Here is a 17,450-nt window from a genome sequence, read left to right as displayed (position 1 = left end):
CGTGCTCCCTCATAAGAAATGGAGAGGGCAGACGATAGAATGCATTCAAAAGGCAACGTCCACTACGCGCATCCGCTCAACCTGCGACAATGACGTTTCATCCTATCCGATCCCATCAAACGAACTTTTTCGAATGAGTGACCTGCCAAATTGCCCCGAGTGTGCCGGCGAATTCACCTATGAAGATGGCATCCTATTGGTTTGTCCCAGCTGCGGGCATGAATGGTCGCCAGCTGAGGCCGAGGCCGCGACGGAAGCAGACGTCATTCGCGACGCCAACGGGAACGCACTCGAAGATGGCGACACGGTGGTTGTTATCAAGGACTTGAAAGTCAAAGGTGCCGGCCAGACGGTCAAAGTGGGCACCAAAGTCAAGAACATCCGCTTGGTCGATGGCGACCACGACATCGACTGCAAGATCGATGGAATCGGAGCGATGGGATTGAAGTCCGAGTTTGTGCGCAAGGCCTGATCGCTCGGCGTCGTGGAATGCCTGCGATCGACAGGACGAGCAGGAATGATTGGATTGAATCCCGTGAGCCGTTTGGGCGTTGGCCCCGGTTAAGCGTGGGAACCGTGGCCAACGCCGAATGGCTCACATACCCGATGATACCTGAGTATCTGTTTGAATCTTTGAATCAGCTCACCAAAACTGCTGCCTTCACTCGTGGAACGCAAATCGCCACCTCCGTTCCATTCGAATGATTCCCGGCGGCGATCGTGCCGCCATGAGCTTCCGCAATGCGTTGGCAAATGGGCATCCCCAAACCGGTTCCGGTTGGCTTGGTCGTGTAGAAGGGCTCGAACAGATGAGCGGATTGCTCCGCACTGAGCCCCGGTCCGTCATCGATCACTTTCAAACACACCATTTCTTCGTTGCATTCGCAGTCAATCTCAATGCGAACGGGACCGTCACTGGCCTCGAGCGCATTTAAAAACAGGTTGCGAAAAAGTTGCTCCATCCGGCAAACGTCAACTTTCACTTCTCGCAAACAGCTGGTCACATTCTCAACCAGCAGAACATCGCGGCCCGAACGTTTGCACTTCAGATCATCCCAAGACCGTCGCCATATCTCACGAAGGTCCGCACACTCCATCTTCGCTTGAATCGGTGCCGCGAATGCTCGCACGCTTTCTAGCAGCGTCGACAAATCGGATGCAGCTCGCTGGACAACGGACAATTCCTCTTCCGAATCCACATTGCCGCGAACATTGATCGCAAGGACTTCTGACGCTGCATTGATTCGCTGAATCGCATTACGGCTTTCGTGCGCCAAGGCCGCGACGGTTTCTCCGATCGCAGCCAAACGCTCCGCACGAACGGCACGCTGAGTCGCTTCTTCCAAGTCGGAAACATCGATTCCAATGGCGAGAATGAACTGCTGACCGCCATCGGATTCACTCCACTTGGAATTCGACCATCGAATTTCGCGAGCCTCGCCGTTCTTACAACGAATCCGATTCGTGCACCCACGATAGCGATCGGTTCGAGACATCGTGTCGCAAACATTGATCAATAGATCCCTGTCTTCCGGATAGATACATCGCTCGAACCAATTCTCTCCGATCAGGTCGTCCTGAGCCCAGCCCGTCAGCTCCGTAAAGAACCGATTGAAGTGGATCACTCGGCCATCGAAATCAATCACCAAGATGATCGCTTCGGCCGTTGACTGGATGCGTTCGGCAAAGGCATGCTCGACCTTGAGATGCTGCTCCAAAACACGTCGGTCAAGAATCCGACGAACGGTATGGATCAAATCTTCCGGGATGATCGGCTTGATCACGTAGTCCGAGATCCCTTGGCGAAACGCAAGGATAACAGCTTGCAGATCGCTGTACCCCGTCACAACGATGACGGGTGTCCTGGAACTGACTTCCAAGATTTCCTGCAGTCGATGCTCGATCAAACCATCGGGCAAATGTCGATCCGTCAAGATCACGCCAAACCGCTGCTCCTCCAACAGCTTCATCGCGTCTTGCACACTCGCAGCAATTGTGATTTCAAACCCATCGATGGACAACATGTCCGACAATGATTCGGCAGCATCAAGCTCGTCCTCGATGATGAGAATGTGGTTGAGATAAGTCATGGGGTCAGACGACAAATGGATGGCGACAAAACGATTCTTCTTGCATTTCTGAAATCGACACTTCTATCACTCGCTCGCATCGCGAACGTCATGCCATGCGGTGGTTTGTGACACCACCGCTCAACGAACCTGCCCGCTAACGCCTATCGAACAGCCGGCTCTGCCGATGCTACGAGAAATGGTTTCACCGCAGCTCGTTTTGGAGTTTGCTGTCATCGCCTGCGTCAACTGTGCCATAATGCACACCCAGTGATCCCTGACGCACGAAATAGAGGGCCAAAAGGCTTCCTGCCAGGTTTTGGCGTGCTGGAACAGGGATCGCAGTTCGATCTGAGCGAACACAGATCGCTGACACGTCTTCTTCTTGATCGGTATCACCATGAGCCAAACCGCCATCAAAATGCTTCTCGTTGATGACGAAGATGACTACCGTCGCAGTTGTGGCAAGTTCATGGAGCGGATGGGACACACGGTCCGGTTGGCAGCCAGTGGAGCCGAAGCCCTGTCGTTCCTCGACCGAGAGGCATTCGACGTGGCCGTGTTCGACATCGACATGCCCGGCATGAGTGGACTGGAGTTGATGCAACGCGTCCACGAGGAATCCCACGACGTCGAAGTTGTTTTTCTGACTGGCAAAGGAACCATCGAGGCGTGCGTGCAAGCGATGCAGATGGGTGCTTGCGACTTTCTGACCAAGCCATGTTCACTCGCTGATCTCGAACACCGCGTCCAACTGGCTCAGCAGCGTGGCCACCTCAAGAAAGAAAACCAACAGCTCAAAGCGATCGTGCATCGAAACCGCCCGACTCCCAAACTCATCGGCAATTCGCTCACGATGAAAGAACTCTCGCGGATGATCACGAAAGTTGCTCCAACTCGAAAACCGGTTCTGATCGAAGGAGAAAGCGGGACAGGCAAGGAAGTCGTCGCGAGATCGGTCCAGCAACAGAGCGATTTGGCAGATCGACCATTCGTGACGATCAACTGCGCCGCCTTGCCGCCCCAGTTGGTCGAGAGCGAACTCTTTGGACATCAAAAGGGATCGTTCACAGGAGCCACGGCCGATCAACCGGGACTGTTTGAAGTCGCAGACGGAGGCACACTCTTTATCGATGAAGTCGGCGAACTGCCTCCCGCTTTGCAACCCAAATTGCTTCGTGTCTTAGAAGATGGATCGCTTCGCCGGATCGGTTGCCATCGAGAACGCAAAGTGAAAGTGCGACTGATCGCCGCCACCAACCGCGATCTCTTGGAAGAAGTCCAAGCAGGCAGATTTCGAGAGGACCTGCTTTACCGCATCAATGTTCTCACGCTTAATCTGCCACCCCTTCGACAACGTGAAGGCGACATTGAACTGCTGCTTCATCATTTCCTCCCGCGCGGTTGGTCTTTCGATAAAGAAGCTCTCGACACGATGGTTCAGTACCATTGGCCCGGCAACGTTCGACAGCTTATCAACGTCGTCGAGCGAGCCACAATCCTGGCGGATCACCAAGTGATCACAATGGATGATCTACCCCGCGAATTGTCCAATCTGACATCCAATTCCGGTTCGACACCGGATTCGTCTGCGAATTCGGACGGATCATGCATTGGTGAAGAAACCACCTGCGCGGATCCTATCGACGAAGAATCCCCAGCCGAATCGACACCTCCCCTGATGCTCGGGGACAGCAGCTTGAAAGTGGACGATTTGATCAAGACACATGTATTGAAGGTGCTGGAACAGCTCGGAGGAAACAAGGCCAAAACAGCTCGCCACTTGGGTATACATCGACGCAAACTGTATCGACTGCTCGAACGTTTCGAACAAGGCATGCCAGCGGAAGAAACGCTATGATTGCATGCAACAACCCCAAGCTTCGCACACTTGTCGGCATTGACTCCTCCGCCCCCTCGCACGAAGCATTGCAGGCGTTATCCGAATCCGCATTGGCTGCGGCCTGCGAAGTTTGTTTGGCAACGGTTGTCCCAGAACCGCCGCTATACACCATCGATGACACATCCATGCCGTGGATCCCGCAGGATGTGTTTGACTCGCGAGTTGAGACTGAAAACACTCAACTACGACAACTGCAGCAGAAGTTCGGTGAAACGTTCAGCTCGTGTGAGATCTCCGTTTCGAAAGGACATGCCGGTCGCGGCTTGATAGAAATGTCCGAACGGTTCGACGCGGACTGGATTGTGATCGGCTCCGTCGGTCATTCGGCCTTTTCGCGAATCCTCTTGGGCAGCACCTCTGATTATGTCGCCAATCGCTCCACGCGTACCTGCTTGGTGCATCGACCTGTCAAAACAGATGACGAACCGTCTCAAGGATTATTTTCGCGTGTGGTGATCGCCATCAGCAATGCCGAATCGGACAACGCATTGCCGGACTGGATCGCAGCGTTGCGACTGGTACCGAATTGCGAAGTGCACTTGGTTCACGTGATGGAAACACACCCCGAGTACGAGCTGCATTTGCTCAAAAAAGTCGCCGCCTACATGGAAGAAGTCCGATCCGCGGCCTGGAAGCTGATGGAGTCCACCCGACCGCGTTTGGAAGCTCTAGGAATGAACGTTAAATCAAACTTACTGGAGTCGCCGAATGTCGGACGGGCGGTCCTCGAATACGCGAACGAGCATGCGTGTGATTTGATTGCCGTCGGCGACCAAGATGACTCGTTGCTGGAGCAAGTTATGCTGGGAAGCGTCAGTCGCTTTGTCGTCCGGCACGCCACCCAATCCGTGTTGATCGTTCGCTAGCCACGGAACTCGGATCCGTGCGATCTGTCTCGCGGCAAGGCCAATGTGTGACATCGCGTCACACTCGTGTTGCCATTCCTAACAAAATGTCAGTTGGCCTGAACCTTGCAAATGCTTCCTTTCGCATGGGGTTGGAAACTTCAACTTTTCGAAACAATCATGTTCAGAACCTCGACTTGGAAATTGAACAATGCGAATTCTACTGGCTGTCGATTCGTCTTCTTACTCGCAACAAGCGGTTGAGTTTGCGACACGCTTACCGCTTCGAAAGCCCATTGATTTTGACTTGGTTTCTGTGGTTGCACCGCCAATGTTGGTCGACACAGGTGGGATGAGCATGCCGATGGATTTCGGCAGTTTCCTAGAAATCGAAACCGACCGAAATCGCGAAGCGATTGAGGCAGTAGCGAGCGATTTGACGTCTCAGGACCATGTTCACTCGGTTCACACCCATGTGCCCATTGGACCACCGACATCATCCTTGTTAGATGTGGCCGAGGAATCCGGCGCGGACCTGATCGTTCTCGGTGCGATCGGACACTCCGCGATCGAACGCGTGCTGCTGGGCAGCGTGTCCGACTATGTGGCCACGCACGCGGACACGAGTACTCTCGTTGTGCGTCCCACCAGCGAAGCCGATGTGGAACCGGACTTGCAAAAGATCATGCTGGCGTTGTCGGGACGCCCGGAAGACGAACGAATGCTGGCATGGCTACGTGAATTGAAGTTGCGTCCCAACGTGGAAGTTCATTTGGTTCGCGTCCTGGACCGGTTCTCGTTCTATCGACAAGACCTTCGTCAGCAAGCGTCTGTGGCATGGCAGGCACAGTACGAACAGGCTCAAGCCCAGATCCTCGACTTCGAAACGAAGCTTCAAGAATTTGGCCTGAACACCGAGAGTCACCTCGTCGAGTCGGACCATGTGGGCGAAGCATTGGTCGAATACGGACGTCGACACGGATGTGACTTGGCCGTGACGGGCGACAGCGACAGTGGCTTGCTCACCCGCGTGTTCCTGGGCAGCACCTCACGCTACGTCCTCCGCCATGCGGATTGCAGCGTCCTGATCATTCGCGATCGAGAAGACCGGGCTAAAGCACATCGACAGATCGCCGAGCAATCTTTGGCCGGCACCTGACGTTCGCTGGCCCAGCACCTTCGGCCGACACAGAGCCTTCGGCGGGCACAGAGCCTTCGGATATTGGCCCCTGGTGCTTAGGAAGCCGAGCCTCGCAGCAACCTGAAACGTCCGGCCTCTCAACCAAATTGGTTTTCGTTGAGAGTGATTACCTGGACGGCCTCATACTAAATTTGCCGATTGGGCGTTAGCCGCGGTTTTCGTGGTAAGCACCTTGGCTAACGGGCTGTTGATTTAATACGCCTTACAGCGTTAGCGGCGGTTGATCAGATGCCTACCGTGGCTAACGCCCATCGGCTAACTGTTTCTATTCGGTACACGACTTAATCAACAGCCCTCCAACGCCGAAACGGCCAGTACAACGTAGCGTTTCCACGCTACGTCCTGACTGCCGAGCCAACGATCGATTGATATCGACCGTCGCTTCGTTGCTCATTCAAGCAATCGCCTTCAGCTCAACGCCGAGCGTGCATCCGACTTGGACTGTTTCCCCTTCAAGCCTTCGATCATTCGGTTACGAGTGATCCACACACTGCAAGGAACGTGTCTCAGCACGTACTGGGAAGTGCTTCCCAAGAGGAAACGACTGAACTGCGATCGAGGCGTTTCGCCCAAGACAACCAAGTTGATGTCGTGGCTTTCCACAAAACGCGTGATGCCTTCGCCGTAGTGAACGTCCTCGATGAAGTGGGTTGTTACAGAATCCGACACTTCTTCAAGCTGTTCTTTTGCTTGGACGAGTTGATCCTTGTAGTGCTGGACACAGTCCGAATCGGCGTACATCTCGTTCAGGCAAGCGGCAACCGTCACAACATGCAGTTCCGTTTCTCCACGCCAAGGACTCTCTTTCAACTCTTCCAAGGCGGCTTGGCACGGGCCGGTGCCCTCGTAACCCAAGCAGACTTTTAGTGGAGCAGAAGCTTTGGGAATGGATTGGGGACGCACGACCAAAACACTGCACGGCGAATGAGTTGCCACGAAGTCGCTAATACTTCCAAGCAACATGCGGCTGACTTGGGAGTGCCCGGTCGCTCCCACCACCACCAGATCAGCCCGAATGTCTCTCGCCTTTTGCACGATGGATTCACCAACGACGCCCTCGATCAGTTCCGATCGCACGCGAACGTTCGCACCATCGAACAGCTCGGCGATGCGATCCAAGCTTCGCAGAGCGTCCACGCGATCCTGTTCAAACGCTTTTTCGACCAGTTCATTGGTCGCATAGCTGGCATGCACAAAGCGTCGATGAACAACCGACACCAGGGTCAATTCGACTGGATCAAAGTGGGGAATGCGAGCAAAAAACTTGGCGGCTTCTTCTGAAGCTTTCGACCCATCAATGGCCAACAGAACGTTGTGCATGACTCTGACTCCTGGTTTTGAAATGCGATCCCGAACCTAGATAGCAACGCCTGATCGCTCGCAGCGGTGGTCCTTTTCACAAAATTGCAATCTTGGTGCCAAACCGTCCAAGCCGGTTTTCCGGCACTCAAACGCCTGGAAGTGTGCGATCCGTCACACCGATGTCCGGCGTTTGCACACATTGCGTTTCCACCTGAGGATGTCCCGGCGAGAACACGGCATCAGCTCACAAAGGCAATCGAATTCAGCACCGCCGTGCTGGTGGGCACAAGCATCTGGAACATCAGTTGCTCATTGGTAGATCTTCGACAGACGACACTTTCCAACCAAAACATCCCCATCGGACACGGAGTTCCTTATGTCAAATCGAATGAAATTCAACGATCAATTGACCGTCGGCCCACAACCCAGCCAGGAAGAACTGAAAGCGTTGCCAGACGACGGCTTTCGTTCTGTGATCAACTTTCGAACGGCGGGAGAGGACGAACAGCCCTTGTCTCCAGAAGAAGAAGGCGAGGTCGTGCAGGGAACCGGCCTGAAGTATCTCCACGTCCCAGTCTCAATGGACGGTATGGACGAAACGAAAGTGGATCAATTTCGGGAGCAATATCAATCGCTTCCCAAACCGGTTTTCGCTCACTGCAAAAGTGGCAAGCGGGCCGGAGCGATGATGATGATGCACACCGCGGTGGAACAAGGCATCTCGGGCGAACAAGCACTCGAGAAAGCCAAAGAGATGGGCTTCGAATGCGACAAACCCGAGCTGGAACAATTCGTGAAGCAATACGTCGACAACCGCACGCAAGCTGCCGCGAATTGATCTTTTGGGAACTCGAACCGCGGTCGCTCATTTGCGGCAACGGAACCCAGCGAGGTTCCACGACGAACCTCGCTGGACCGATTCCACTGACATTTTTTTCCAGACATCCAGGTGAGTCCGATGACCATGATTTTTGAGAGCATTCAAACGGAAGGAATCTCGCAACTGTCCTACTTGATCGGCGATGACAGCACCGGAACCGCGGCGATCATCGACCCACAACCAAACGTCGAGACCTACGTCCAGCTCAGCCGTCAACACGGCGTCGCAATCACGCACATCTTTGAGACTCACATCCACGCGGACTTCATGAGCGGTTCGCGCGAACTGCAGTCCAGAGTCGGCAACGCAAAGATTTTCGCGAGCGGTGAAGGCGATGCCAGCTACGGATTCGACGTTCAAAGAATCAAGGATGGAGATTCGTTTGAATTCGGATCCACAACAATTACCGCCCGACACACGCCTGGTCACACGCCCGAACATTTGTCGTACGAGCTGGCTGATTCCGATTCGCCAAACGAACCTTGGGGTGTGCTCAGTGGTGACTCGCTCTTCGTCGGATCCGCTGGTCGCCCGGATTTGCTGGGGGAGGAAGAAACCGAAGAGCTCACCAAGCAACTGTTCTCAACGCTTCGTGATTACTACCTGAAACTCGCCGATGACGTCATCGTTTACCCATGTCATGGTGCGGGTTCGGCGTGTGGAGCCAGCATCGGTGAACGACCGATGACGACCATTGGCCAGGAACGGAAAAACAATGCGTTCTTGCAGCACGAAGACTTTGACGAATTCGCAAAGTTCGTCAGCGAGGGTGCCCCGCCGGTGCCCCAACACTATCCGATTCTGAAGAAGATCAATGCCAAGGGTCCCGATCTGATTGGTCACGCTCCCGTCGTTCCGGGCCTGCCTCCGAAACGGTTCCAAGAAGCCATTCAGACTGGCCAAGCACAGCTCGTCGACACACGTCAAATGCTCGCGTTTGGTGGAGGCCACATTGAGGGTGCAATCAACTTGGGTGACCGACCTGAACTATCTGTCTGGGCCGGCGACATGCTCGACTACGATCGGCCGATCTTGCTCGTCGCGGATGATGAGACCCAATTGGATTGGATCGCGTGGCATTTTGCGGTCGTCGGATTGCATCGCTTCGAAGGCTATCTCGTCGGCGGTATGAAAGCTTGGGACAATGCCGGACTGCCGTTGTCGACCACTCCACAACTCACCGTTCACGATCTGAACGAACACCAGAGTGAGTTTCAGATCCTCGACGTCCGTGCCCCTTCCGAGTTCGAATCCAATCGAATTTCAGGAGCGAAACACCACTACGTCGCTGAGATGAGAAACGGCGTCAACGGCGAGTTGGACCTGAACCGAGACGAACCCGTCGCGGTTTATTGCGGCAGTGGGTATCGAGCGAGCATCGCTGCGAGCGTGTTGCAACGAAACGGTTTCCAGCAGGTTCACAACGTGCCCGGCAGCATGAGTGCCTGGAAAAACGCGGGCTACTGCGTCGAAAAATAGCCGGCGACGGTCACATTCCGTCTTCCAGGCCCTCAATCTTCCAGGTCTCGAACGCCAAGTTGCTCGCATTCACAAGCAAGCAACACCAAGATGTAACTGCCATCGTCGATCACGGTCACCTCGGGCGGGGTAGTGAAGGAAACCGATTTCGGCACCTCCGATAGATCTGGGATCCGCGGGTAAGCTTGATGGCCTTCGATGTTTTCGGGTATGGGGACCAGCGGACAAATCCTGCGTCCCGATTCGATTAACGCACCATACGCTTGGTCGCCAAACTTTCTCTGGCGAACAGACGCTCCCGCGACGGCATCGGTCGAAGCGAACAAATGCTTAGAAATGGCATCTCACATGATCCGGAATCGAGGAATGTGTTGGTTCGTCAACTGAACGTATCGATGCATCCCCCGTTGTGATGACAACATTTCGGTACCATGGGTCTATGAATTGTCACCGATGATCATACTCAGACCTTCGAAACGAATCTCAGTAACGTCACAGGCACCTTCGCCGGTAAATTCAATCGTAGATCGTGGTCGCATTGTTTACTTTTTCACCGATGCTTTTCAGGTGATCGACGACCTACTTCGCATTTCAATTGTCGTTTAGGGGATGCAGATGATTTGGCTTTCCGAGCAATTTGTTCGCTGGCTCAATTGGATCGCCCCGTTCGTCAGGCGAAGCCGAGTCGAAGATATCTCGACCGAGGAACTACGCGCCTTGCTAGAACAGGATGACGAGTCATTCGTCCTGGTGGATGTCCGTTCACAATCCGAGCGAGATGTTTCGCAAATCCCCGGTGCCATTTCGATGGACGAATTTTGGTTGCAGCGGGACGATCTCCAAAACCGAACGGTGATTGCGTCCTGCACGGTCGGCGGTCGCAGCTTGCTTTTCGCTCAACGTTGCCTGCAAAACGGAATCCAAGCTCGTAACTATCGACCGGGAATACTGGGGTGGTGTGAAGCCGGTGGCGAGCTCGTCAATCCACATGGGCAGCCCACACGACGAGTCCACACGCATAACAAGCTTCTCCGCGCACCGGATGGTTACGAGAGCGTGCCATAGGGTCACAAGCGAACACTACAACTGGGCAAACTAGCACACCAAGATTGCAAAAGTCCGACCGCAGTGAATAGGGGCCGATGAAGTTCTGACATCAGAGCAGAATTCCGTTGTTCAAAACGTGCACGTGCACAAGCAAGTTGCTACATTCCATTTCACCAAGCGAGTCATCTCTGACTTGTCTTGGGTCACGCGAAAGGAATGGATCATCATGCGATCTGCCACCGGCGATCCGTCGGAACCGATGCCGACCAAGAACTCCGCGAAAACCCGGAATTCAAAAGCAACGTTTGCCTTTTGTTTGGTACTCGGACTGCTCGCCGGTATCGGCACGTTCACTTTCGGTTACGGCAAAGGCGCCAGCTACCTGAGCAACCAACCCGAGACGTGCGTCAATTGTCACGTGATGCAATCGCACTTTGATTCTTGGCAGCAGAGTTCTCACCACCATGTTGCCGTTTGCAATGATTGCCACCTGCCGCACGACAAAATCGGCAAGTGGGTCGTCAAAGGCGACAATGGATTCTTCCACTCCTTGGCATTCACCTTGGGTGGCTATTCCGATCCGATCGAAATCAAACCACGCAACCGCCGAGTCACTCAGAGCACTTGCGTGGACTGCCATCGAGATTTTGTGCATGCGTTGTTGCCCGCGACCTCGCAAGGTGACATGCAGAACTGCGTCCATTGCCATGCCGACGTCGGCCATGCGGGTCACGGCAAAGTGGACTGGATGCATCCGCGTTGACACCGTTTTTGGTGTCGACCTCGTTCTTTGACGTTTTTCCTATTCGTCCTCTTCTTTCAATCTTCGTTCGCAAAGGTTTGTCATGTCCGATCAGCAACCACGCAGCTTCGGATGGCTGATTCTATTGACCGCACTGACCGCTTTCGCAACCTTCGGCGTTGTCGCGTTGCTGGTCAACATCTTTGAACGCAAGCAAGAGGCCAGGGCTCCGTTCACCAAGGTGGTCGACGTCACTGAAATCAGCACCGACCCAGAACCCTGGGGTCTGAACTTCCCGCAGCAATACGAGGACTACCTGAAAACGGTCAACGACGATTACACCGACTTCGGCGGCAACCACGCTCTGCCACCCAGCAAGCTGGAAGAATCGCCTTGGCTGAAACGATTGTTTGCTGGCTATGCCTTCAGCATTGATTATCGCGAAGCACGTGGTCACGCTCACATGTTGGCCGACCAAGAAGTCACCAAGCGAGTGACCGACGTTCAACAATCCGGTGCTTGCTTGCACTGCCACGCGTCCATCGCCGCGACGTACCGACGCATCGGATTGGAAGAACAAGGCAAACCGGCCGACGCGAAATCACTGGCCGATGGGTTTCAACAGGAGGCGGTCTTGGCGGGCTTCCGATCGGTCAGCACCAAGAAGTACGAAGAGATCCATGCGGAACTCGAAAAGACTCCCGATGGATTTGACGCCGCGAGCGGCGATCCCCATGTCGGCGGTGCCCATCCGGTTTCATGCGTGGATTGCCACGACCCCGAGACGATGTCGATTCGAGTCACTCGTCCCGGATTCATCTTGGGCATCGACAAACTTGCCAAGAGCGACGCTGAAGTTCCACACTTGCCCAGCATTCAGTCCTGGCGTGATAGCGGCAAAAAGGGCGACTACGATCCGAACACGATGGCGACTCGCCAAGAGATGCGATCGTTTGTCTGCGGCCAGTGCCACGTCGAGTACTACTGTGCGAACAAGATGACGTTGACCTACCCCTGGAGCAACGGATTGAAGATGGAAAACCTCGAGGCCGAATGGGACGCCACCACGTTCCCCGATGGCGGAGAGTTCTACGACTACGTTCACAAAACCACCGGCACCAAAGTCTACAAAGCTCAACACCCTGAGTTCGAACTTTGGAGCCAAGGCATTCACGCCCGAGCCGGCGTCAGTTGCAGCGATTGCCACATGCCGTTCGAAAAGGTCGGTGCGACCAAGGTCAGCAGTCACTGGGTTCGCAGCCCGATGATGAACATCAACAAGGCCTGCCAAACCTGCCACAAGGTTCCCGAGGCCGAAATCAAAGCTCGCGTGGACGTGATCCAAGACCGAACAAGAGCTCTGATCGATCGCGCTGCCAATGCGATGACCGAAATGCTGGACGCGATCATCGAAGTCCAAGAGGCCGGTGCAACCGAAGAACAACTCAAACCGATTCGTGACTTGCAACGCAAAGCGATGTGGCGTCTGGACTACATTGCCAGCGAAAACAGCAAGGGATTCCATGCCAGCCAAGAATCCGCACGAATCCTGGGTGAATCGATCGACTACAGCCGACAAGCGATCGCGAAAGCGTACCGGATTGATGTGGAACCAGCGGCTTCCGAAGACGCGAGTCCGGAAGACTCCGAAGCTTCGACGGACGAATAACCTGCGATCAATTAATTGGAAGACGCCTGGCCTTCGCGCCGGTCTCTTCCCCTTGATGAGTCTGCACCGCATGGCCGATCATGAGCATCCGAGATGCCCACGGCCATGCACGTTTCCTTTTGACGCAGACGATTCGCCCACCGATGAAATCATTCTCGATGCTTGCCGTTCTGGCGATCTCGTTGGTGTTCGCTCCAAGCACCAGGACTTGTCTCGCCGACGGGCCCCCTGCCGTTCGAATGCAGGCGTCTGCTTCGTCCGTTGCCACGGCTCGCAAGCGAATCGCTCAAGCGATCAAGGTGGATCCGATCGAATCCCCCGGTCGTGTTGTCGTGGTGTACTTCACGCCTCGCGATCGTCAACCGGCGGCCAACCACACCGCACGAATCCGTAGGATCGTCGAGGAAACCGCGAAGTTCTATGAGAGCGAACTCAAGCGACATGGTTTCCCGAATCGTTCCATGCACACATTGCGAAACGAACGAGGACAAATCGACATTATTGACGTGGTCGGTGAACAAACGGACTACGACAAACCCGATGGACAGAAAATCAGTGACGAAGTGATCCCGGTTTTGCGGCAACGCGGCATCGACGCCGACGCATCCGTGTTGCTGCTGTTTTGCAACTTGATGGACTACGATCCCGTTGCCAGCAAGATCTCACATCACAGTCCTTACTACGGTGGCGGCAGTCATCTATCGGGAACCGCTTGGCAATGCGATTCCGAGATCCTGGACACCCGTCGCTTTCGTGACCCAACGCCGATCCGAGACGGCGAATACGGACGCATCACGATTGGCCGTCACAACTCAATCTTCATTGGCGGCGTGATCCATGAACTCGGCCATGCTCTTTCGTTGCCACATTGTCGCCAACGTGTCGACGAAGCCGAACGTGGCACAGCTTTGATGGGATCGGGCAATCGAACCTATGCCCAACAATTGCGTGGCGAAGGCAAAGGAACTTTCATCACTCAAACTCATGCGTTTCGATTGGCGGCTCATCCGGTCTTCAACCGGCAAGTCGCCCGATCGATCTACGATCGCCCCGCCACCGACTTCCATGCCTTGCGTCTGTCGGTTGGCCCAGAGCAATCGATCCAGATTGACGGGCGTGTCAACAGTACGATTCCATCGCACGCGGTAGTTGCCTATTGCGATCCGGATGGAGGTGGCGACTACGACGCGACAACGGCAACATCCGTTCCGGGCACTGACGGCAAATTCTCCATGCGCAGCGGTCCGCTTCGCCCGAAGACATCCGGTGAACTGAGAATCGTGTCCTGTCACGTCAACGGCACGACGAGCACGCGTTCGCTGCGGTACAGCATCAATGCGGATGGAACACCCGACCTTTCGATCGCGAAACTGGAGCTGGAACTGAAACCGGTGATCGATCAACTGCAAGCTGGCTCGGTCGAAAACGCCACCCAATTGCTTCGCGAAATCGCGGGCTCAGACGATGAGCTCGCCAGCATCGGCCAAAGGGTGTTGGAGCGTTTTCAAAACCTCGAACAAGCAATTTCGATTGACTCTGACCAGATCCCAACGACCACCAAATCAATTTGGCTCTCGACGATTCGCCCACAGTCGGCCGAAGTGGGATGGCTGCGGCCCACCTACAACTCCGTACCAGATAGAAAGCGATTGCTGTCTCTGGGTGGCGATTACTTTGCTCATGGAATCTACGCTCACGCACCAGCCAAACACATTTACAAACTTGATGGGAACTGGAAACGTCTTCGCGGACGCAGTGGGATTCAAGGCAACTTGTTTGGGCAAGTCGATTTTGAGATTGTTGGTGATGGCAAATCGCTGTGGAAAGCAACTCGCGTGACCGCCGGCCAGGGCAGTGCGTTCGACATTGATGTCAGCAAGGTGCAAACCCTGACTCTGAAGGTGACCGATGGCGGCAACGGTCGCGGTGGCGATTGGGGAATCTGGGTCGAACCATTGCTCACGCGATGATTCCCATCCGCCGATTCGCATTGGCACTTTGCTTGGCCAACATGTCTTTTTGGAAATTGTGATGTCGAAGGTTTTCGTGGCCGGAGCAACCGGTCAAACAGGTCACTTGTTGATTCAGCAACTGCTCAAACGCGGGCACCATGTGGTGACTGTGATTCGATCCATCTCGCGCCTTCGTGAACTGCTGGGCGAATTCGACGAAGCCGCCTTCACGGTCACCGAGGGAAGTCTGCTCGATCTTACCGACCAGCAACTGATCGCTCAGGTCGAAGGTTGCCATGCCATTGCATCGTGCTTGGGTCACAACCTGACACTGAAAGGCATGTACGGCCAACCGCGCCGGTTGGTCACGAATGCGGCCGAACGGTTGTGCAAAGCGGCCCGGAAATCCTCCGCCCCCAAGCCGGTTCGCTTCGTGCTGATGAGCTCGTCGGGAGTCAGAAATCATCGCTTGAACGAAACCCATTCGATCGCGGAACGATGCGCGTTCGCATTGCTGCGAACATTGGTTCCACCTCACGTCGACAACGAACAAGCGGCTGAATTCCTGCAAACTCAAAGCGATGAAGGTGACCCCGACATTGAATGGTCCATCATTCGTCCGGACTCGCTGCACGATGCGGACGAGGTCACCAAGTACGACCTTGAACCTTCGCCGATTCGCAGCCCGCTTTTTAACTCTGGAAAATCAAGCCGCATCAATGTCGCTCACCTGATGGCCGAGTTGATCTCCGACGACGAAACATGGAACCGTTGGAAAGGCAAAACGCCGGTGCTCTACAACCGGGATTGAATGATCTCGTCCCGACGTTTCAGATATTCACACAGCTTGCTCCAACTCGACCGCCCTCGTACTCCATTCTCAACTCGACCTCAGTATGACCAAGATCTATCACAACCCTCGATGCACAAAGTCACGTCAGGCTTTGCAACTGCTGGATGAACGCGGCGTCGAAGCAGAGGTCATCAAGTACCTGGACACGCCGCCAACGAAAAAAGAACTCGCCGAGATCGTGAAGTTACTGGGCATCCCCGCGAAGGACTTGGTCCGTAAGAAAGAAGCGTTGTTCAAAGAATTGAACTTGGGTGAGCAAACGCTGACCGACCAACAGTGGATCGCCACCATGGTGGAGAACCCCAAGTTGATCGAACGTCCGATCGTGATCCACAACGGAAAAGCCGCGATTGGCCGTCCAACGGAAAAGATCGCTGAGATTCTCGAAGCCTGATCGAGATCGACTGATGCGATCAGGATAGGATAGTGGTATCCGCGATCGTTTCTCCCCGAAGGCACTTTCCATGACTTTCCGATCTCGCGTTGCCGCAACGAGTGCTTTGATTTGGATCGGCGGAGTGGCGTTGGCTGGCCAACCTGCGTGGTCGCAGGACGCCACGCGTTCGATCCAAAGTGGATTGCAATATGTTCAGCAGGCCGGTGGACGGTGGATTGAAAAACGCGGGTGTGTTTCATGCCATCAGATCCCGACTCTAATTTGGAGTCACGAAGCCGCTCGGCGAACCGAATCGATCGCCGTTTCCGACCAGCTCGATGATTGGGAAAGTTGGTCCACCGATGTCGCCAACTTCGTCAAACCAGAGCAAAAGGAGGATCTGGACAAGTCCGCGACGATGGCAGCGAACATCGACACGATGACGCAACTCTTGCTGGCGATCCCTCGTACGAATGCCTCCTCTGTTCCGGGCGGCACTGACTGGCGATCGCGTTTTGCAGAGAAGCTGCTCGAAGAACAATCCGCTGACGGATCCTGGCGTGCGTGCGGACAACTTCCCGCTCAACGTCGACCAACAAAAGAGACCACCGCCACAACGACGGCTTGGACGGCGCTCGCCTTGATGAGAGAGCACGTTGAGTTTGATCCCTCCACCGCGATCCAGTTCGTCGACTCCATCGACCAGCCCGAATCAACGGAGTTCTTGGCCGCTCGGTTGTTGCTAGCTCGTGAGATGGATCGCCGTTTATCCGAACAATCGCTGCCCCACGCATCGACTCAACAATGGCGATCCGCGTTGTTGGATCACCAAAACGAAGATGGTGGCTGGGGGTGGAAATTGGCGGACGGGAGCGACGCGCTGGGCACCGGATACGCCCTGCACGCTCTGGCGATGACAGGCACGGACTCGAGTGTTTTGAATCTTGCGGTGAAGTACCTCCTCGCGACTCAAGAACCCAATGGGCGCTGGAAAGTCCCCGGCACCAAAGCATCCGCGAAAGGTCATGCGACTCCAACCGCGAATGACTGGGGCAGTGCTTGGGCGGTCATCGCTTTGTCAACAAACGCGAAACAGTCAGCGAGCGTGAAACACGACGAATAACCACCGCGA

General features: G+C 54.8%; 16 protein-coding genes. 13 read left to right on the top strand and 3 right to left on the bottom strand.

Annotation, left to right across the window (positions count from 1 at the left end; all coding sequences use genetic code 11):
* The first annotated feature begins 133 nt into the window (after positions 1-133).
* Positions 134-472, top strand: a complete 339-nt coding sequence (locus tag RE6C_RS04455; protein ID WP_008654260.1) for a zinc ribbon domain-containing protein YjdM — start codon at positions 134-136, stop codon at positions 470-472.
* A 166-nt stretch (positions 473-638) separates the two neighbouring features.
* Here RE6C_RS04455 and RE6C_RS04450 read toward each other — a convergent pair whose 3' ends face one another.
* Positions 639-2,090 carry an ATP-binding protein gene (locus tag RE6C_RS04450; RefSeq protein ID WP_008654259.1) on the bottom strand — a complete coding sequence of 484 codons (1,452 nt, stop codon included), beginning with the start codon at positions 2,088-2,090 and terminating at the stop codon, positions 639-641.
* Between the two features lie 379 nt (positions 2,091-2,469).
* Here RE6C_RS04450 and RE6C_RS04440 point away from each other — a divergent pair, with 379 nt between their 5' ends.
* The 3 genes from RE6C_RS04440 to RE6C_RS04430 all read left to right on the top strand — a co-directional run bounded on the left by RE6C_RS04440 (position 2,470) and on the right by RE6C_RS04430 (position 5,976).
* The gene (locus RE6C_RS04440; protein WP_008654256.1) at positions 2,470-3,930 is read left to right on the top strand and encodes a sigma-54-dependent transcriptional regulator; all 1,461 of its coding nucleotides are present in this window, start codon (positions 2,470-2,472) and stop codon (positions 3,928-3,930) included.
* A complete protein-coding gene (locus RE6C_RS04435) occupies positions 3,927-4,838 on the top strand; it encodes a universal stress protein (protein WP_008654255.1) in 912 nt (303 codons plus the stop codon). Before RE6C_RS04440 ends, RE6C_RS04435 begins: the two co-directional genes overlap by 4 nt.
* Before the next feature lie 190 nt (positions 4,839-5,028).
* Positions 5,029-5,976, top strand: a complete 948-nt coding sequence (locus RE6C_RS04430; RefSeq protein WP_008654253.1) for a universal stress protein — start codon at positions 5,029-5,031, stop codon at positions 5,974-5,976.
* 450 nt (positions 5,977-6,426) lie between these two features.
* Here the strand turns inward: RE6C_RS04430 and RE6C_RS04425 are convergent, their stop codons facing one another.
* Entirely contained in the window at positions 6,427-7,338 is a 912-nt protein-coding gene (locus RE6C_RS04425) for a universal stress protein (protein WP_008654251.1), read from the bottom strand.
* A gap of 358 nt (positions 7,339-7,696) precedes the next feature.
* On the opposite strand from RE6C_RS04425, the gene RE6C_RS04420 reads away from it, so the two are divergent.
* Both RE6C_RS04420 and RE6C_RS04415 read left to right on the top strand, forming a co-directional pair.
* Positions 7,697-8,158, top strand: a complete 462-nt coding sequence (locus tag RE6C_RS04420; RefSeq protein ID WP_008654249.1) for a protein tyrosine phosphatase family protein — start codon at positions 7,697-7,699, stop codon at positions 8,156-8,158.
* Positions 8,159-8,284: 126 nt separating this feature from the next.
* Complete coding sequence (locus RE6C_RS04415) at positions 8,285-9,679, top strand: MBL fold metallo-hydrolase (RefSeq protein WP_008654247.1); 1,395 nt, start codon at positions 8,285-8,287, stop codon at positions 9,677-9,679.
* Positions 9,680-9,711: 32 nt separating this feature from the next.
* Here RE6C_RS04415 and RE6C_RS04410 read toward each other — a convergent pair whose 3' ends face one another.
* Positions 9,712-10,005, bottom strand: coding sequence for a CoA-binding protein (locus RE6C_RS04410; protein ID WP_052034918.1), 294 nt, complete (start codon positions 10,003-10,005; stop codon positions 9,712-9,714).
* A gap of 289 nt (positions 10,006-10,294) precedes the next feature.
* Here RE6C_RS04410 and RE6C_RS04405 point away from each other — a divergent pair, with 289 nt between their 5' ends.
* From RE6C_RS04405 to RE6C_RS04375, 7 genes are all read left to right on the top strand, one after another.
* The gene (locus RE6C_RS04405; RefSeq protein WP_039961183.1) at positions 10,295-10,744 is read left to right on the top strand and encodes a rhodanese-like domain-containing protein; all 450 of its coding nucleotides are present in this window, start codon (positions 10,295-10,297) and stop codon (positions 10,742-10,744) included.
* Positions 10,745-10,952: 208 nt separating this feature from the next.
* Positions 10,953-11,489, top strand: a complete 537-nt coding sequence (nrfH, locus tag RE6C_RS04400) for a cytochrome c nitrite reductase small subunit (protein WP_039961182.1) — start codon at positions 10,953-10,955, stop codon at positions 11,487-11,489.
* 82 nt (positions 11,490-11,571) lie between these two features.
* Positions 11,572-13,137 carry an ammonia-forming cytochrome c nitrite reductase subunit c552 gene (locus RE6C_RS04395; protein WP_008654235.1) on the top strand — a complete coding sequence of 522 codons (1,566 nt, stop codon included), beginning with the start codon at positions 11,572-11,574 and terminating at the stop codon, positions 13,135-13,137.
* A gap of 143 nt (positions 13,138-13,280) precedes the next feature.
* On the top strand, positions 13,281-15,107 hold the full coding sequence (locus tag RE6C_RS04390; protein WP_008654234.1) for an NPCBM/NEW2 domain-containing protein: 1,827 nt from the start codon (positions 13,281-13,283) through the stop codon (positions 15,105-15,107).
* A 61-nt stretch (positions 15,108-15,168) separates the two neighbouring features.
* The gene (locus RE6C_RS04385) at positions 15,169-15,900 is read left to right on the top strand and encodes an NAD(P)-dependent oxidoreductase (RefSeq protein WP_052034919.1); all 732 of its coding nucleotides are present in this window, start codon (positions 15,169-15,171) and stop codon (positions 15,898-15,900) included.
* 85 nt (positions 15,901-15,985) lie between these two features.
* On the top strand, positions 15,986-16,336 hold the full coding sequence (gene arsC / locus RE6C_RS04380) for an arsenate reductase (glutaredoxin) (RefSeq protein WP_008654230.1): 351 nt from the start codon (positions 15,986-15,988) through the stop codon (positions 16,334-16,336).
* 70 nt (positions 16,337-16,406) lie between these two features.
* Entirely contained in the window at positions 16,407-17,441 is a 1,035-nt protein-coding gene (locus RE6C_RS04375) for a prenyltransferase/squalene oxidase repeat-containing protein (RefSeq protein ID WP_008654228.1), read from the top strand.
* Positions 17,442-17,450: the final 9 nt, after the last annotated feature.

It is taken from the genome of Rhodopirellula europaea 6C (assembly GCF_000338295.1).
In the GTDB taxonomy this organism is placed as follows: domain Bacteria; phylum Planctomycetota; class Planctomycetia; order Pirellulales; family Pirellulaceae; genus Rhodopirellula; species Rhodopirellula europaea.
The sequence above is the reverse complement of the archived record's forward strand: the minus strand, read 5'-3'. Positions and strand labels throughout refer to the sequence as shown.

Bases quoted from the DNA above. Each gene is read 5' to 3' on its own strand.
- RE6C_RS04455 (WP_008654260.1), top strand. From the start codon at position 134: ATGAGTGACCTGCCAAATTGCCCCGAGTGTGCCGGCGAATTCACCTAT.
- nrfH (WP_039961182.1), top strand. From the start codon at position 10,953: ATGCGATCTGCCACCGGCGATCCGTCGGAACCGATGCCGACCAAGAAC.
- RE6C_RS04430 (WP_008654253.1), top strand. From the start codon at position 5,029: ATGCGAATTCTACTGGCTGTCGATTCGTCTTCTTACTCGCAACAAGCG.
- RE6C_RS04390 (WP_008654234.1), top strand. From the start codon at position 13,281: ATGAAATCATTCTCGATGCTTGCCGTTCTGGCGATCTCGTTGGTGTTC.
- RE6C_RS04405 (WP_039961183.1), top strand. From the start codon at position 10,295: ATGATTTGGCTTTCCGAGCAATTTGTTCGCTGGCTCAATTGGATCGCC.
- RE6C_RS04385 (WP_052034919.1), top strand. From the start codon at position 15,169: ATGTCGAAGGTTTTCGTGGCCGGAGCAACCGGTCAAACAGGTCACTTG.
- RE6C_RS04450 (WP_008654259.1), bottom strand. From the start codon at position 2,090: ATGACTTATCTCAACCACATTCTCATCATCGAGGACGAGCTTGATGCT.
- RE6C_RS04435 (WP_008654255.1), top strand. From the start codon at position 3,927: ATGATTGCATGCAACAACCCCAAGCTTCGCACACTTGTCGGCATTGAC.
- RE6C_RS04375 (WP_008654228.1), top strand. From the start codon at position 16,407: ATGACTTTCCGATCTCGCGTTGCCGCAACGAGTGCTTTGATTTGGATC.
- RE6C_RS04440 (WP_008654256.1), top strand. From the start codon at position 2,470: ATGAGCCAAACCGCCATCAAAATGCTTCTCGTTGATGACGAAGATGAC.
- arsC (WP_008654230.1), top strand. From the start codon at position 15,986: ATGACCAAGATCTATCACAACCCTCGATGCACAAAGTCACGTCAGGCT.
- RE6C_RS04425 (WP_008654251.1), bottom strand. From the start codon at position 7,338: ATGCACAACGTTCTGTTGGCCATTGATGGGTCGAAAGCTTCAGAAGAA.
- RE6C_RS04420 (WP_008654249.1), top strand. From the start codon at position 7,697: ATGTCAAATCGAATGAAATTCAACGATCAATTGACCGTCGGCCCACAA.
- RE6C_RS04415 (WP_008654247.1), top strand. From the start codon at position 8,285: ATGATTTTTGAGAGCATTCAAACGGAAGGAATCTCGCAACTGTCCTAC.
- RE6C_RS04395 (WP_008654235.1), top strand. From the start codon at position 11,572: ATGTCCGATCAGCAACCACGCAGCTTCGGATGGCTGATTCTATTGACC.